General features: G+C 67.8%; 12 protein-coding genes. 7 read left to right on the forward strand and 5 right to left on the reverse strand.

Annotated features, from left to right (window positions below; all coding sequences use genetic code 11):
* Nucleotides 1–3: 3 nt before the first annotated feature.
* Nucleotides 4–420: a DUF7144 family membrane protein gene (locus BAY61_RS09785; protein WP_211323445.1), complete on the reverse strand. Its 417-nt coding sequence runs from the start codon at nucleotides 418–420 to the stop codon at nucleotides 4–6.
* Between the two features lie 252 nt (nucleotides 421–672).
* Between BAY61_RS09785 and BAY61_RS09790 the strand changes: the two genes are divergently transcribed.
* The 4 genes from BAY61_RS09790 (at nucleotide 673) to BAY61_RS09805 (ending at nucleotide 6411) form a co-directional block, all read left to right on the forward strand.
* On the forward strand, nucleotides 673–2496 hold the full coding sequence (locus BAY61_RS09790; protein ID WP_091795360.1) for an alkyl/aryl-sulfatase: 1824 nt from the start codon (nucleotides 673–675) through the stop codon (nucleotides 2494–2496).
* Between the two features lie 408 nt (nucleotides 2497–2904).
* A complete protein-coding gene (locus BAY61_RS09795) occupies nucleotides 2905–3513 on the forward strand; it encodes a TetR/AcrR family transcriptional regulator (RefSeq protein WP_091795363.1) in 609 nt (202 codons plus the stop codon).
* Nucleotides 3514–3696: 183 nt separating this feature from the next.
* Nucleotides 3697–4878 (forward strand): NAD(P)-binding protein, encoded by a 1182-nt coding sequence (locus BAY61_RS09800; RefSeq protein ID WP_091795367.1) that lies wholly within the window; start codon nucleotides 3697–3699, stop codon nucleotides 4876–4878.
* 108 nt (nucleotides 4879–4986) lie between these two features.
* Nucleotides 4987–6411, forward strand: a complete 1425-nt coding sequence (locus BAY61_RS09805) for an alpha/beta fold hydrolase (RefSeq protein ID WP_091795370.1) — start codon at nucleotides 4987–4989, stop codon at nucleotides 6409–6411.
* Nucleotide 6412: 1 nt separating this feature from the next.
* Here the strand turns inward: BAY61_RS09805 and BAY61_RS09810 are convergent, their stop codons facing one another.
* Both BAY61_RS09810 and BAY61_RS09815 read right to left on the reverse strand, forming a co-directional pair.
* Nucleotides 6413–7054, reverse strand: coding sequence for a TetR/AcrR family transcriptional regulator (locus tag BAY61_RS09810; RefSeq protein WP_170140051.1), 642 nt, complete (start codon nucleotides 7052–7054; stop codon nucleotides 6413–6415).
* A gap of 37 nt (nucleotides 7055–7091) precedes the next feature.
* A complete protein-coding gene (locus tag BAY61_RS09815; protein ID WP_091795375.1) occupies nucleotides 7092–8516 on the reverse strand; it encodes a Na+/H+ antiporter NhaC family protein in 1425 nt (474 codons plus the stop codon).
* 209 nt (nucleotides 8517–8725) lie between these two features.
* Here BAY61_RS09815 and BAY61_RS09820 point away from each other — a divergent pair, with 209 nt between their 5' ends.
* Nucleotides 8726–10186 carry a dihydroorotase gene (locus tag BAY61_RS09820; protein WP_091795378.1) on the forward strand — a complete coding sequence of 487 codons (1461 nt, stop codon included), beginning with the start codon at nucleotides 8726–8728 and terminating at the stop codon, nucleotides 10184–10186.
* A 175-nt stretch (nucleotides 10187–10361) separates the two neighbouring features.
* Here BAY61_RS09820 and BAY61_RS09825 read toward each other — a convergent pair whose 3' ends face one another.
* Entirely contained in the window at nucleotides 10362–10898 is a 537-nt protein-coding gene (locus tag BAY61_RS09825; RefSeq protein WP_476742277.1) for a MarR family winged helix-turn-helix transcriptional regulator, read from the reverse strand.
* A gap of 92 nt (nucleotides 10899–10990) precedes the next feature.
* Here BAY61_RS09825 and BAY61_RS09830 point away from each other — a divergent pair, with 92 nt between their 5' ends.
* Complete coding sequence (locus BAY61_RS09830; RefSeq protein WP_091795381.1) at nucleotides 10991–12850, forward strand: Na+/H+ antiporter; 1860 nt, start codon at nucleotides 10991–10993, stop codon at nucleotides 12848–12850.
* A gap of 4 nt (nucleotides 12851–12854) precedes the next feature.
* Here the strand turns inward: BAY61_RS09830 and BAY61_RS09835 are convergent, their stop codons facing one another.
* Entirely contained in the window at nucleotides 12855–14483 is a 1629-nt protein-coding gene (locus BAY61_RS09835; protein WP_091795384.1) for a Na+/H+ antiporter, read from the reverse strand.
* Between the two features lie 216 nt (nucleotides 14484–14699).
* On the opposite strand from BAY61_RS09835, the gene BAY61_RS09840 reads away from it, so the two are divergent.
* Nucleotides 14700–15185 (forward strand): glutathione peroxidase, encoded by a 486-nt coding sequence (locus tag BAY61_RS09840; RefSeq protein WP_091795387.1) that lies wholly within the window; start codon nucleotides 14700–14702, stop codon nucleotides 15183–15185.
* The last annotated feature ends 35 nt before the right edge of the window (nucleotides 15186–15220 follow it).

The following is a 15220-nucleotide window of genomic DNA, read 5'->3' on the forward strand; positions in this document are numbered from 1 at the left end:
GGGTCAGGTTCGCGCGGCGAGGCTGCGGCTGAGCGCCCAGATCACCCACACGTCCAGTGCGATGATGAGCAGCGACCAGAGCGGGTAGTAGGGGATGAAGAGGAAGTTCGCGAAAACCGACAGCGACACCAGCGCGATCGCGGTCCAGTAGGCCCAACTCCGCGCCGCGAACACGCCGATGCCCGCGACCAGCACCAGCGCGCCGAGAGCCAGGTGCACCCAGCCCCACGCGGTGAGATCGATGTCGATGAGGTAATTGTTGACGCTGAGATAGAAGTTGTCCGCGAATATCGCGGAGAATCCGTTGAGTAACTGCAACACCCCGTTGACGACGAGGATGACGCCCGCGAAATAGGTGATACCGCTCGCCGTGGGACTGAGAGCGGCTGGTGTCGTAATACCACTGCTGTCGTGAGACATGGTCCCGGCCTTTTCCTGTGTGGTGAATTCCCGTCCTTCGTGCGTCGTGGATGTCGTGACATACAACGAGACAAGAAAAGTCTTGCGGCCTCGTCGTTGCGATGCAACCCATCCGTGTCCGGCGAAGCGGTGTGCATTCGCGGCCAGCCGGAGCCGGGTTCGCCGTGCGTGGCCATCCGGATGCTGCTCTACTGGGCTGGAGCAAGGAAAACGGGGGAATGGCCGGTACCGAGGTCCCGAACGGAGTGAGCCATGAGTGCGCTGCCCTTCGCCGACACCCAAGATTTCAACGACGCCGAAAGGGGGTTCGTCGCCGCGCTTTCTCCCGGTGTGATCAAGGCGGCCGACGGAAGGGTGGTGTGGGACAACGACGCCTACGATTTCCTGAACCAGGATTGTCCGGACACCGCCCACCCCAGCCTGTGGCGGCAGGGACAACTCTGCGCCAAACAGGGACTCTTCGAGGTCACCGACGGCATCTACCAGGTGCGCGGGTTCGACCTTTCGAACATGACCCTCGTCGAGGGCAAACACGGCGTCGTGGTCATCGACCCGCTGATCTCGGTGGAATGCGCGGAGGCGGCACTCGCGTTCTATCGCGAACATCGCGGAGATCGCCCGGTGACCGGCTTGATCTACACCCATTCGCATGGCGACCACTTCGGAGGGGCCAGGGGAGTGCTGCCGGAGGGCAGCGAGGACGGTGTCCCCATCATCGCGCCGGAGGGTTTCCTGGAGCACGCGGTCAGCGAGAACGTGTACGCGGGCAACGCGATGACGCGCAGGGCCATGTTCATGTACGGCGATCAGCTTCCGAAGGGGCCTGCCGGGCAGATCGGCTGCGGATTGGGGATGACGACGTCCACGGGCTCGGTCAGTCTCATCGCGCCCACCGTCGACATCACCCACACCGGGCAAGAACAGCGGATCGACGGTGTCCACATGATTTTCCAGCTCACCCCCGGCACCGAGGCCCCTGCCGAGATGAACTTCCTGTTCCCCGATCGCCGCGCGCTGTGCCTTGCCGAGAACGCCACCCACAACATGCACAACGTGCTCACCCTGCGCGGAGCGCTGGTGCGCGACGCGCGAGTGTGGGCCCGTTACCTCGACGAGGCCATCGACTACTTCGCCGGTGGCTTCGACCTGAGTTTCGCCTCGCACCACTGGCCGACCTGGGGCGCGGACAACGTGGTCGAGTACCTGAGCACCCAGCGTGACCTCTACGCCTACCTGCACGACCAGACGCTGCGCATGCTCAACGAAGGGCTGACCGGGCCGGAGATCGCCGAAGCGCTCCGGCTGCCTCCCGCGCTGGAGAATGCCTGGCACGCCAGGGGCTATTACGGGTCACTCAATCACAACGTCAAGGCCATCTATCAGCGTTACCTCGGCTGGTTCGACGGCAATCCCGCGCATCTGTGGGAGCATCCGCCCGCCGAACAGGCGGCGAGATACGTGGAGTCGATGGGCGGGGTCGAGCAGACACTCACCACCGCGCGCGGGTACGTGGCGGCCGGTGATCCGCGGTTCGCGGCGACTCTGCTCAACCACGTCGTCTTCGCCGAACCGGACCACCGCGCGGCGAGGGAGGAGCTGGCAGGTGTCTACGACCAGCTCGGTGCCGGTGCCGAAAACGGCACGTGGCGCAACTTCTACCTCAGCGCGGCGACCGAGCTGCGCCACGGCGCCGCGCCGGCGTCGTTGTCCTTGGGCGATCCCGAGATGATGATGGCGCTGACGGTCGAACAGCTGCTGGATTCGATCGCCATCCGGGTCGACGGCCCGCGAGCGTGGGACGAACACCTCGTCATCGACATCGAGCTGACCGATGAACGGCGGCGGTACCGGATTCTGCTGCGCAATGGCGTGCTCACCCACCGAGGGGCGCCGCTCGACCGGAAAGCCGACGGCGAAGCGGGGCTGACGCTGACGCTGACGAAACCGGCGCTGCTCGGGTTGATCGCGAACGGGGACACGGCGGGTGTCGACCACGACGGTGATCTCGCGGTGCTTGACCGGCTGCGCGCGCTGCTCACCACACCGGACCCCGGTTTCGACATCGTGACGCCGTGACAACGCCAATCCATGGTGGACGAACGGGCCCGCGAGTCCCGCGCCCAGGCCCGCGAGATCCGCACTCAGGACGGCGAGATCCGCATCCGGGCGCGCGAGTTCCGCACTCGGGACCGGACGGCCTGCCGGGTGTGTTCGAAATGTCCGTTCGCGGCACGGTGAGCCGGTCGGCGTCGCGTCGGGCGACCTGACCCCGATGACCTACCGGCGACTGGCCGGATGGCCTGACCCGGACGTGACGGACCGCCCACCCCTCCCGCGCGACCATCCAGTCAACCGCCCTCACACAACCGGACCCATGCGGTCGCCCACCCCTGGTCGGACAGCACTCTCGGCAGCGAACGACGCGTGCTCCGGCACCATTTTGGAGCATTCGGGCTGACCGCCAATTGGTCTACACTCGTCGCCATGGCGTTCACCGAGAGATCAGAACCCACCCGCACGGCGATCCTCTCGGCAGCCAGGAAGCTGCTCACGGAGCAGGGCTACGACGGCACGACAATCCGCGCGGTCGCCGCCGAAGTGGGCATCGATCCCTCCATGGTCATGCGTTACTACGGCAGCAAAGCCGGGCTGTTCAGCGCGGCCGTCGACGTGAAACTGCACCTCGACGAGGTTCCCAAGGTTCCGGCCAACAAGCTCGGCGAGCCACTGGCCCGGCACTTCCTCACCCGCTGGGAAGGCGACCCCTCCGATGAGGCCATCATCCTGCTGCTTCGCTCGGCGGCCACCAACGGCGTCGCCGCCGAGCACATGCGCACGATCTTCGACACCCAGGTGGCCCGGTTCGTCAGGCGCCGCATCGGAACCGGCGCCGATGGCACGCGCAGGGCGGGTCTCGTGAGTTCGCAGCTGCTCGGTCTCGCCCTCACCCGCTACGTCGTCCCGCTCTCGCCGGTCGTCAAGATGAATCTCGACGCCGTCGTGTCCTCGGTGTCCCCGGTGTTGCAGTACTACCTCACCGGCAATCTCGGTTCCGCCGTGAAGGCCCGTCGCAAGGCGACCACCGGCAGCTAGCCCGGTTCGTCCTGCCGGCAAGGACAATCGAGGCCAACGACCGTTGGCAACCATTCTCGATTCCGCCCTGCCCGCGCTCATCGCCCCTGACCTGCGATTTCGAACTTCTCGCCGCTCCCTGTCACATTCGCCCCGGCCGTCTCGTCCATGACGTATCGGCAGTACTACGGGGAAGGAAGGCGAATGGCGAACAGTACGACGCCACGGATCACCGTCGTCGGCGGAGGCATAGCCGGTCTCGTCGCGGCCATTTCCTGCGCGGAGAACGGCGCCTCGGTCACCTTGCACGAGGCCCATTCGACCCTCGGCGGGCGAGGGCGTGCCACCGCGCCACCGTATGTCTCGCACGAGGGCGCGCACGTGTTCTACGCGGACGGACCACATTGGACTTGGCTGGAGCAACGCGGCCTCGTCGGCGATCTCGGCCGCCCGCCAGTCGGCAAGGCCATCAGGATGGGCTTCGTGCGCGACGGTCGCGCGCGCAGAGTGCCGCCGCCCGGATTCGCCAAGATGATGTTCCTGCACCGGGGCGCCAGCGCCCCGGTGGACGTCGACTTCTTCACCTGGGCGGCGAAGCGCTTCGGTGAGGAGACCGCGCGCGTCGCCGCGAACGCGATCGGCGTGGTGACCTACGACGCGGACACCGGCAGACTCTCCGCCGCGTTCGTGTGGGAACTGCTGCGCAGGGTCTTCGTCCTGAAACCACCCGCCGTCCGGTGGGTGATCGGCGGCTGGCAGTCCGTAATAGACAATCTCGTTCGCAGGGCGGAAGAGTTGGGTGTGCGTGTCGAGCCGGGTTCGAGGATCACCGAGGTACCTGGCGAACCGACGATCGTGGCCACCGAGCTTTCCTCGGCGAGCGCGCTGCTCGGCGACTCGTCGTTGCGCTGGCAGAGCGGGCACTGCGTCATGCTCGATCTTGCCGTGCGAGAGGACAAGCGGGATTACTTTCTCGCATGGGACCTCGACGGCGGCGGGTTTCACGAGAGCTATTCGATGCAGGATCCGACCGTTGCTCCCTCCGGTGAATCGCTGTTCCAGCTCGACCTCCCGGTGCGCGAAGGCGAGAGTCACGCCGCTGCGAGGCAACGGCTCGAAGCACTGACCGAACTCGTCGTGCCCGGCTGGCGTGAGCGGGTGACCTGGCAGCGCTCGGCCGTCGCGAAGGGCAGGACGGGTGCGCTCGACCTGCCGGGCCAGACGTGGCGGGACCGGCCCGCGATCGCGAGGGGTGACGGCGTTTTCCTCGCCGGAGACATGGTCGCGGCGCCGGGGATGCGGGGTGAGATCGCGATCAACAGCGCGCTGCTCGCCGCCGAAGGAGCGCTCGCGGCGGCCCGGTCGGCGAACCGGGTCACGCGCTGACGGGCGCACCGTCCCTGCCGGAGCGCGTTGTCCGGCGATCGTCAGCTATTCTACAGTGTAGAGTAAGGCTGGTCGGTCGTTGGTCTTCCGGAGGATGCGCTCGTGTCAATGTTGTTCGGTCTCGACCTGCCTTCGGTCGTCGGCTCCGTAGGACTGTGGACTCTCCTCGGCTTGCTCGCCGGTCGCGTCGCGAAGCGCGACTCGGCGGGGAAGGCCGCCGAGAGCGCGCGTACCGCCAGGATCGCGCTCGTCGTCGGCGCCTTAGCCGTCGCGAGCGCGATACTCGCGAATATCGTGGTGTGGGGTGATTTCGGCTGGTTCGTCGTTCCCGGCGACAAACCGCTGCTCGGCTTGCTGACCGGTGTCCCAGCCATTCTGGTAGCGGCGACGACGTTGCCGCGTCTCATGCGGGTCGCGACGATGCGCCCGGCCGGCGAAACCAGAAAGGTGTCGCTGACCGGACCGCCGTGCGTCGCGGCGCTGGCCGCCGTGACCGCGCTCCACTACCTGGTGGTGCCACACGTGCCGCCGAGGCCCTTCGAACTGATCGTCCCGCTGGCCGCGTTGGGGATCGCCTCGGCCGTGGTGTTGCTCGCGGCGGAACGGAACAAGCGGGCGCTGCCCCGGATTCTCGTCGTCGTGACGATGCTCGCGGGGCTGGTGATCCCGCTCGGTACGACGCTGTCCGGTGCCGACCCGAACACCGCCGATGCCTCGTCCGTCCACAGTGGATATGTTCTGACCGAGGGAAACCGGCTCTACTACGAGGTCGCCGGGGAGGGGCCGCCGCTGCTCATGATCGCCGGAGGTGGCGGTGACGCGGCCTACTACGGGAAGGTGCGGGCGGCGCTGGCCGAAAACTACCAGGTCATCACCTACGGCCGGCGAGGAAGCTCACGCAGCGTCCAGCGCGAGCCCGGCACGTTCACCGTCGCTCAGCAGGCTCGTGACGCGGTGGCCGTGCTTGAGGCGCAAGGGCATTCCTCCGGTCTCGTGTTCGGCAGCAGCGCGGGCGCGATCGTCGCGCTTGAGTTGATCCAGCGGAACCCCGGCCGGGTTCGGGGAGCCGTCGTTCACGAACCGCCGACCGTCAGGGTGCTGCCGGATCGTGATCGGTGGCTGAGTCACTTCGCCGACGTCTATCAGCGGTCATTCGAACTCGGAGCGGGCGTCGCCATGCTGGAGTTCACCCTCGGCGTCGGCGTACCGCCGCGCGCCTACCTCAGCGCTCCGCCGGAGTTCTCCGCCAGGTCCGGCGACAATCAGCGGCATTTCATCCGGCAGGAGATGCTGCCCTTCGTCAACTATGTGCCCTCAAGCGCGGCCATCAAGGCGGGCGGGGTTCCCTTCGTCCTGGCCGCGGGCGGGGAATCGCTGGACCAGGACCGGTACTATGCCCGCACGGTACCGGTTCTCGCCGAGCGGCTCGGTGTCGAGCCGACCGTGTTCCCGGGACATCATCTGTCCTATTTCGACAATCCAGGGGAATGGGCCGCGGCGCTCCGGTCGGCCCTCGACGGTCTCGCCAGGTGAGTCACGACTCGGCCAGCATGCGCTCGTAGCCGTCGAGCAGGGCACGAAGCCCGGATTCGTAGTGTTCGTCGGGGTGATAGCCGCCTTTGGCCGCCGCGGTGAGGTCGGGATAGCCGGAGCCGAGCGCGGAGGGGAGATCGTTGCCTGCGCGGCTCGGTCCGCCGACCGGCGTGCCGACTTCGGCGAGCACGTGTCCGATGGTGTAGGCGCGGACATTGTGGAACAACAGCAGCGAGTGTGTTGGCGGCAGTCCCGCGCGGTGCAATCTGGCCAGCGCCGCGTCGCTGGCCGCCAGCATTCGGGGCGTGTGCACGGGCCGGGTGCCGACGATGGGCACCGTGTTCGGGTGCTCGCGCAACACCGCGCGCAGGCGCCGCATCATCCCGGTGAGTTGCTCGCGCCAGCTCCCGGTGTCGGGGACGCTGCCGATGTCGCCCTTCTCGTAGACCGCCTCGACGACGCCGTCGAACACGGCGGCCTTGTCCGGAAGGTGGTAGTAGATCGCCATGGCGTCGACGCCGAGTTCGGCGCCGAGCTTGCGCATCGACATCTTGTCGATGCCGTGCTTGTCGATCAGCTCAAGCGCGTGGGCGATGATGCGCTCACGGCTCAGCGATGGCCGGTCGGCGGCGCGGGGCGGCATACCCCGCATCGTAACCGCGGCCGGAGTGCGGGGTGCCTCAGGACAGCACGGCGAGCTGCACGACATAGACCACCAGCGATGCCGACAACAGTATCCAGCCGCAGTAGATCATCCGTTTGAGCGCGGTCGATCGCGCGAACGCCATGGGAGAGATCATGTTGGGCCCGGGGAAGGGGCCGAACGTGTCGGCCTGGCAGGAACACAGCAACACCACGGCCCACGCCGAAACCGGAACGCCGAGCGCCGCCGCCGTCGGCCCGAACACCCTGTCGATCACGATCACCTGTGCCGCCGAGGCTCCCGAGATTCCCAGCCAGCCGATCAAGGCCACGACGACGAGAAAACCGAACACTCCCAATGCTTTCAGGTCGTCACCGAAGCGTTCCAGCAACACGTCGTAGGGGCGAAGTTCCTCGACGACGGCCAGTAGCGCGGCCAGCATCCAGAACAGCAGGAACATGTCGACGAGCTTGCCGCAGCCGGTGTAGATCGCCTTGAGTACGTCGTTGACCGGCATCCGTGCCGCGACTCCCGTCGCCACGGCCATCACGATCAGCGCGACGACGGCGAACGAGGTTCCGGCGCGCGTGATGACTCCGTAGACGACCAGGACGGAGAACGTGAGCAGGAACGCGATGGTGCTGTGCCGCGCGGTTTTCGGAAGCTCCTCTGTGGAATCGGTGATGTCGGAGTCGTCGTAGAAGTCGTCGTCGGAGACGGGGCGCCGCTGGCAGTAGCGGATGACGGCGAACCCGACGGCAAAGCAGACGATGGCAAGTGGACCGCCCGCGGTCAGCACGTATTCCGGGTAGCTGATGCCGGAGTACTCCCTGATGGCGACCATGGAACCGACGAAGGGAGCGACGAACATTCCGCAGGCGCCACCGATGAACATCATCAGCGCGGTGCCGGACTTGGTGAAGCGCAGCCTCGCCGCGATGGGAATGACGATGGGTGCCGCGATCGCGAACGCGCCGATGAGCGTGCCGAGCGCGATGACGAGTACGGCCGAGGCGATCATGATGCTGAGCTGCGCCCTGATGGCCGTGTCGACACCGAACCGGTCGACGATCATGCGGACGAGGTGGGTCGCGCCCTTGGTGCGGGTGAGTACTTCGCCCAGGCCCGCGCCCAGCATGATGATCAGTCCGATTTCGACGATCTCGGTGCCGAGCGCGTCGCCGAGCATTCCGGCCGCGTCGATGGGGTCGATGTGCAGCAACAGAAAGCCCGACACCAGTGCCGCGACCGAGGCGAGCATGATGTCGAGTCCGACGAGGACCAGCACCGCGTAGATGGCGATCGGTGCCAGCCCCCACAGGGTGGGGCCGTCGACGGTGAAACCGATCAGCAGGCTCGCGAGCAGTACGGCCGCGACGAGACCGCCCCGAGCCTTCGTCAGCGTCGCGGCCCGCCGCGTGCGATCCTCGCTGGCAGGGCGCTCCTGCTTGACTTCGGACATCGTGTGTCTCCCTTGGACGCGGTACTGGGCCGCGACGTTAGCCTTAGTGAGTTGCGTAAGCAATACGCCTCGCAAGTATTGTTGCATCGTTGTCCGGGGTTGCCGTAGCCTTCGGCGCACGGCACCCGCCGGTTCGCCTGGCAACACGTGCGAATCCCGCGAGTCCGGAAAGTCATGTGGTCCACGTAGTTTCCCCGGAGGACGTCACCATGCCCGGCGCGCTCGACCTGCTGATCCGCAATGCCCGTGTCGTCGACGCCGACGGTGACCAAGGGGTTCGCGACGTCGCGATCCGGGAGGGCGTGATCGTCGCCGTCGAACCGGAGATCGCCACGCGAGCACTGCGGGAGATCGACGCGTCGGGACTCACGCTGCTGCCCGGCGTCGTCGACAGTCACGTGCACCTGACCGATCTCGCCGCGGGTGACAGGGTCACCAAGCGTTCGCCCGCGCACGAACGGCTGGCGCGGGCAGGGGTGACGACCGCGGTCGAGTTCTTCGACTTCGAGACGGTCCTCGACCAATGGCATGCCTCCTCGGCGGGGCTGACCATCCTCGGCCTGCAAGGACTTCCCGCCTACACCGACAGCACGCCGCTCGCGCGCATCACCGACGACGTGGCGAGCGCGCTGCGTGAAGGCGCCATCGGAATCAAGCTGCTCGGCGGGCATTTCCCGAGCAGCCCCGACGCCTCGGCACACGCGATCGCCGAAGGGGAACAGGCCGGCTGCTATGTGGCCTTCCATGCCGGAACCACCGCGAACGGCAGCAATCTCGACGGGATGCGGGAAGCGCTGCAACTGGCCGATGGCAAGCCGCTGCACCTCGCGCACACCAACGCCTACCTGCGAGGCGCGGTCCTCGACCTGGTCGAGGAGAACACCACGGCGCTGCGATGGCTGAGCGAGCATCCGCAGGTTGTCAGCGAGGCGCATCTCGCGCCGCTGAACCTGTGCGTGGGCGCAATGGAGGGAGACCGGTTCACCGACCACATCGTGGTGAACTGCCTGCGGCTCGGTGGTTACCCGCCCGAGCGCAGAGGACTGCTCGCCGCTTTCGCCGACGGGTTCGCCTACTGTCTTCGCCAGGACGCGGTGGCGGCGACCCCGGTGACCGGCGACGAGGGCAGGGCGGTGTGGGAGGCCGATCCGGAACACACGAGCCTGTGTTTTCCGGTCAACCGCAGGCTTTCCGGCTTCATGCAGAGCAGCGCGCGCACGGCGGCCGACGGCACGCTGCGGTACGAGGGGGCAGGTGAGTTCGTCGTGGACGCCATTTCGTCCGACGGCGGGTACTGGCGCAACCTGATTCTCGACCAGGGGCTCGCGCTCGTGCAGTTCGGCGCCCTGAGTCTTGCGCAGCTTGCGCACAAGACCAGCAGGGCTCCCGCCGCGTTGTTCGGCATCCCCGGCAAGGGAAGTATCGCCCCCGGAGCCGATGCCGACATCGTCGGTGTCGATCGTGGACGGCGCGAGGTCCGGTTCACGATCGCGGCGGGTGCGGTGATCTTCGACGGCGAGCGGGTCGTAGGCAGCGGCGGGGCCGTGCTGACCACGGAGCACGGCGGCGCCGCGCTGCGTGAGCGGAACATTCCGCACCGCGTGCTCGACCTGGAGGCGAGCGAGTTCCTGCGCAGGGGCAAGTCGGGTGGGCGGCTGGGCGGAGCCTGACCCCGCGAGTCCCCCGCCCACGCCGTCGAGTTCCGCACCCAGGCGCGCGAGTTCCGCACTCAGGTCGGCGAGTTCCGCGCCCGCCCCATCGAGTTCCGCTTTCGCGTCCCGGCATCAGGCACCCGCATCCGTCAGTCGCCGAGACATCGACACCTTTTCCGGCGTCCCCACCGTCTCAAGTAGACGGATCGACCGGAAGATCCATATCGGAAATCCGGTCCTCGATGCGCTCCCGGAAGGGTTTCCGTTCGAGTGCCGAGGTCAGGTCGGCGACGACCTGGCTGAGTGAGTAAGGCACTTCGGACTCAAGCTCGGCGACGGCGGCTTCGGTTGCCAGCCACTCGGCTTCGAGGAACGGGATGATCCGCTCGGCGCGCTCGGTGAGCACCACGGCGCGGGTGCGGGCATCGGGTCCCGGTTCGGTGGTGACGAATCCTTCCTTGCGCAGCGCGGCGACCGTCTGGCTCATGGCGGAATGGGTGAGTTCCAGCGCCTCGGCCAGTTCGCGGATCGTCATCGGGCCCCTGCGGCTCAACCGGATGAGCGGCTTGGTGAACCGGGGCCGGATGTTCGCCGCCCCGCGTTCGGCGTAGAGCCGGGCGATGTCGTCGTCCATGGCCTTCAGCAGAATCCGCAGCGGGCGCCAGTGGCTGTACTCGGTGGGGTCGGCGTCGTGCGCCTCCCGCGAGGAGAGTGGTCCGGTGCTGCTCACCTGGCCACTATAACCGCTTGTACCAGCGCTGTTACGTCCAACGGGCGCGGTTCGTGCTGCTCATCGGCGCGCCAAGGAGCCAAGATAGGTGAATGCACATCGCCGCGGAACTGGTGGGGCTCGTCATCGCGGTGCTCGCCGTGACAGCGGTGGCGAAGCGGCTGGACTGGCCAGCCCCGCTGTGTCTTGTGGTGGTCGGCGTCGGCGCGTCCTACGTTCCCGGCGTCCCCGACTATCACCTGCCGCCCGAGGTGGTGCTCGTCGGCTTGCTGCCACCGCTGCTCTACGCGACGGCGATCAGTTCCTCACTGGTCGACTTCCGGATCAATCGCGGGCCGATCGCGTTGCTGTCGATCGGCCTGGTCATCTTCACCGCGCTCGGTGTCGGCGTGCTCGCCTGGCTGGTCATTCCCGGCATTCCGCTCGCGGCCGGTATCGCGCTCGGCGCGGTGATCGCCCCTCCCGACGCCGTCGCGGCCACGGCGGTGGCCAGAAAAGTCGGCATGCCGCGCAAGCTGGTCAGCCTGCTGGAGGGCGAGAGCCTGTTCAACGACGCGGCAGCGCTGGTGGCGCTGCGTACCGCCATCGCGGCCATCGGCGGTTCGGTGACGATCTGGCAGGCGGGCGGCGACTTCCTGCTGGCGGCGGGGGCCGGTGCGCTGGTGGGCCTCGTCGTGGGATTCGCGGGCGCGCGGTTGCGCGCCCGGCTTGCCGACCCGGTCGCCGACACCGCGTTCTCGTTCATCCTGCCGTTCGTGGCCTACGTTCCCGCCGAGGCCGTCCACGGCTCAGGGGTGCTCGCCGTCGTCATCACCGGGCTGCTCATCGGGCACAACGCGCCGCGCACGCTCACCGGCTCCTCCCGGCTGGCGACAAGGCTGAATTGGCAGACCGTCCAATTCCTGCTGGAGAACATCGTCTTCCTGCTCATCGGCCTCCAGCTGAGGGGAATCCTGACGGAGGTGGCGCGCAGCGATCTTTCCGCCGGCACGCTGGCCCTCGTCTGCGCCGTGGTGCTCGCCGCCACCATTCTGCTGCGCTTCGCCTGGATGTTCGCCATCGGCGCGGCAAGCAGGCTGCTCGGCCGGAAAGCCTGGCCGTGGCGCTACACGGTGGTGTTGTCGTGGGCTGGAATGCGCGGTGTGGTGACGCTGGCCGCCGCGTTCGTGCTGCCTGCCGACACCCCGGAACGCGCGGTGCTGGTGTTTGCCGCGTTCGTGGTCGTCGCGGGCACCCTGCTGGTTCAGGGCCTCACCCTGCCGTCGCTGGTGCGGGCGCTGCGCCTGCCGAGGCCCGATCCGGCCGAGGATTCTCTACAGGAGGCGGCGCTGCTCGACGACATGGCCCGTGCGGGTTACGAACGACTGGACCAGGTGCGGCGGCCGGGGGACCCTGAATACGTGATCGAGCGGTTGCGTGATCGCGTGCGCCACCGTTCGAACGCCGCGTGGGAGCAACTCGGCACGCAAGGTGGGGCAGGGGAGACGCCCAGCGAGATCTACCGGCGGCTGCGGCTGGAGATGCTGGCTGCCGAACGAGAGCGTTTCCTGGAATCCAGGGACGCGCGACGAGCCGACGACGTGGTGCTGCGCCGCGTACTGAGCCGGCTGGACATCGAGGAATCCATGCTCGACCGCACCCGTGACGACGACAACGAGACCGGCCGTGAGCTGCGCACTCCCGCCGCGACGGCGGGCAACTGCGAGCACCTGACCACCGATTACGGCGACGTGCGCCCTTCGTCGGCGGACTCCTGCCTCGACTGCCTCGCGGAGGGCACGACGTGGGTGCACCTGCGGATGTGCGTGGTGTGCGGGCACGTCGGCTGCTGCGACTCCTCGCCTCGCAAGCACGCGAGCGCGCATTTCCGCGAGGGCGGGCATCCGGTGATGCGCAGTTTCGAACCGGGGGAGACCTGGCGCTGGTGCTTCGTCGACAAAGAGCTCGGCTGAGAGGTTACTGCGCGGCTGCCGCGGCTTCCTCGTAGTCGAGGCGCTCCAGTTCCCTTCTCACCGTTTCGTCGTCGAGCTGGCCGGTGCGCTGTGCCTTGGCGAGTGCTTCCCGCTGCGCGGCCAGTATCGCCCTGCGCACGGCGACCATGGTCTCGCGCGCGCCCTGCATGCGCGCGGCGTCGCGCTCGGTGTCGGCGTCGCGGTCGTCGGCCGCTCGGTGAGCCCCGATCGCGGCCGCCAGCCTGCGATCCAGTTTGGCGAGCACGGCGGGGTCGGCGCCCTCAGGCGGGTCGCTTTCGATGCTGCGCAGCCGCTGCTCGGCGGCTGTTCGCTCGATCCCGCGCGCGGTCTGGGTCGCCTCGGCTTCCTCCTCTTGTTCCCGGGGAGCCGATATCCGCAGCGCGCGGATCAACGGTGGCAGCGTCGGACCCTGGATCAGCAGGGTACCCACCGCGACGACGAAGGCGAGCGCGACGATGACCTCCCTTCCGGGGAAGGCGTCACCGGAGGCGGTGATCGCCGGAACACCGGCCGCCGCGGCCATCGTCACCACGCCGCGCATCCCCGACCAGGAGATCACCGTCATGTAGCGCCACGAGGTCCTCGGTCTGGCCTCGCCCCGTGTGCGCCGGTCGAGCCAGCCGCGAAGCAGGCGGTTCTGGCCGAAGACGACGAAGACCCACACCGGCCGGATCAGCAGCACCGTGCCCAGCACGGCGAGCGCGGACAGGGTGAAGACCTGCCAGGAGATCTCCCCCGCGAGGTCGGCGAACACGAACTTGCATTGCAGCCCCATGTAGGCGAAGACGAAGGCCTCAAGCAGGGCATCCAGGCTCGCCCACACCTGGCGAGCCTGTAGCCGGGTCCCGAAACCGGTCTGGATGTCCCGGTGACCGAGGGTGAAGCCCGCGACGACCACGGCGAGCACTCCCGAAGCGTGGACCTCTTCCGCCAGCAGGTACGCGGCGAAGGGCACGAGCAGTCCGAGTGCGGTTTCCAGGCCGCTGTCCCTGAGCCGTTGCCGCAGCCAGTGCACGAGGACGCCGAGCGCGTACCCGAGGAGCGCGCCGACGGCCGCGGCGTAGCCGAACAGCAGCAGCGGGTTGTCGTCGAACAGTTCGTGGTTGCCGGTCACCGCCGCGATGGTGAGGGTGTAGATGGTGAGCGCGGCCGCGTCGTTGACGAGGCTTTCGCCGGTCAGTATCGCCATGAGCCGTTTGGGAAGGCCGAGCCTGCGGCCGACGGCCAGCGCGGCCACGGCGTCCGGCGGGGCGACCACGGCGCCGAGCACCAGCGCCGGAGCCAGCGCGAGCCCAGGAACCACCCACCACGCGACGAGCCCTGTCGCCAGCGTCGACACCACGACGAGACCGACCCCGAGGGTGAGAATGGGTTTGAGGTTTCTCGCGAAGCTCACCACGGAGAGATTCAGCGCGGCCGAGTACAGCAGCGGCGGCAGCACGACACCGAGGATCAGGTCGGCGGGCAACGCGAACCGGGGCAGGTCGGGAATGAACGAGATCGCCGAGGCGAGCACGACGACCACCAGCGACGGTTGCAGTCCACGGCGGTTGGCGATCGCGGTGACCGTGATCGCGCAGACGACGACGAGTAGCAGTTGAATCCGACTCACCTCGGGTGTTTTCCGTGGTCAGGTGAAATCCGGGCGGGACACGATAACGGGTGCTGAGGGCCCGCTCGTGTCGTTGCCACCACCGTGGGCGCGTCAGCTTTCGTGGGAGCGTCCGGGCGGCCTGAGTATGCTCGCGGGAATGGGAAGCCGCCGGGACCGCCGCGGAACGTCCACTGTGGATTCTCTCCGCACCGTAGAGGAAAGGCAGGCACGCGAATGACCATTGGCGAGATCGAACTGCGCACGCTGTCCGGTGAGCCGGCCACGCTTGGCGGGCTCGGCAAGCGGGTGCTGCTTGTCGTCAACGTCGCGTCGAAGTGCGGGCTGACCCCGCAGTACGAGGGCCTGGAGCGGTTGCAGCGGCGTTTCGCTGACCGGGGTTTCTCGGTGGCCGGATTCCCGTGCAACCAGTTCGCGGGGCAGGAACCGGGCTCGGCGGAAGAGATCGCGGAGTTCTGCTCGGCGACCTACGGGGTCAGTTTTCCCGTTTTCGAGAAGGTCGACGTCAACGGCGAGGGGCGGCACCCGGTGTTCGCGGAGCTGACCGGGCATCCCGACGCCGACGGCGAGGCAGGCGACGTGCGGTGGAACTTCGAGAAGTTCCTCGTCGGCGGTGACGGCGCCGTGCTCGCGCGCTTCCGGCCGACGACCGAGCCCGAATCAGCCGAGGTCGTTGCGGCCATCGAGGCCGCGTTGAGCTGATCGCGGATCACTGTCGTGGGGCCGGTGCGGTGCAC

This window comes from Prauserella marina (genome assembly GCF_002240355.1).
Taxonomy (GTDB): domain Bacteria; phylum Actinomycetota; class Actinomycetes; order Mycobacteriales; family Pseudonocardiaceae; genus Prauserella_A; species Prauserella_A marina.

Bases quoted from the DNA above. Each gene is read 5' to 3' on its own strand.
- BAY61_RS09795 (WP_091795363.1), top strand. From the start codon at position 2,905: ATGGCGTTCACCGAGAGATCAGAACCCACCCGCACGGCGATCCTCTCG.
- BAY61_RS09805 (WP_091795370.1), top strand. From the start codon at position 4,987: ATGTTGTTCGGTCTCGACCTGCCTTCGGTCGTCGGCTCCGTAGGACTG.
- BAY61_RS09810 (WP_170140051.1), bottom strand. From the start codon at position 7,054: ATGCCGCCCCGCGCCGCCGACCGGCCATCGCTGAGCCGTGAGCGCATC.
- BAY61_RS09820 (WP_091795378.1), top strand. From the start codon at position 8,726: ATGCCCGGCGCGCTCGACCTGCTGATCCGCAATGCCCGTGTCGTCGAC.
- BAY61_RS09800 (WP_091795367.1), top strand. From the start codon at position 3,697: ATGGCGAACAGTACGACGCCACGGATCACCGTCGTCGGCGGAGGCATA.
- BAY61_RS09790 (WP_091795360.1), top strand. From the start codon at position 673: ATGAGTGCGCTGCCCTTCGCCGACACCCAAGATTTCAACGACGCCGAA.
- BAY61_RS09815 (WP_091795375.1), bottom strand. From the start codon at position 8,516: ATGTCCGAAGTCAAGCAGGAGCGCCCTGCCAGCGAGGATCGCACGCGG.
- BAY61_RS09830 (WP_091795381.1), top strand. From the start codon at position 10,991: ATGCACATCGCCGCGGAACTGGTGGGGCTCGTCATCGCGGTGCTCGCC.
- BAY61_RS09840 (WP_091795387.1), top strand. From the start codon at position 14,700: ATGACCATTGGCGAGATCGAACTGCGCACGCTGTCCGGTGAGCCGGCC.
- BAY61_RS09785 (WP_211323445.1), bottom strand. From the start codon at position 420: ATGTCTCACGACAGCAGTGGTATTACGACACCAGCCGCTCTCAGTCCC.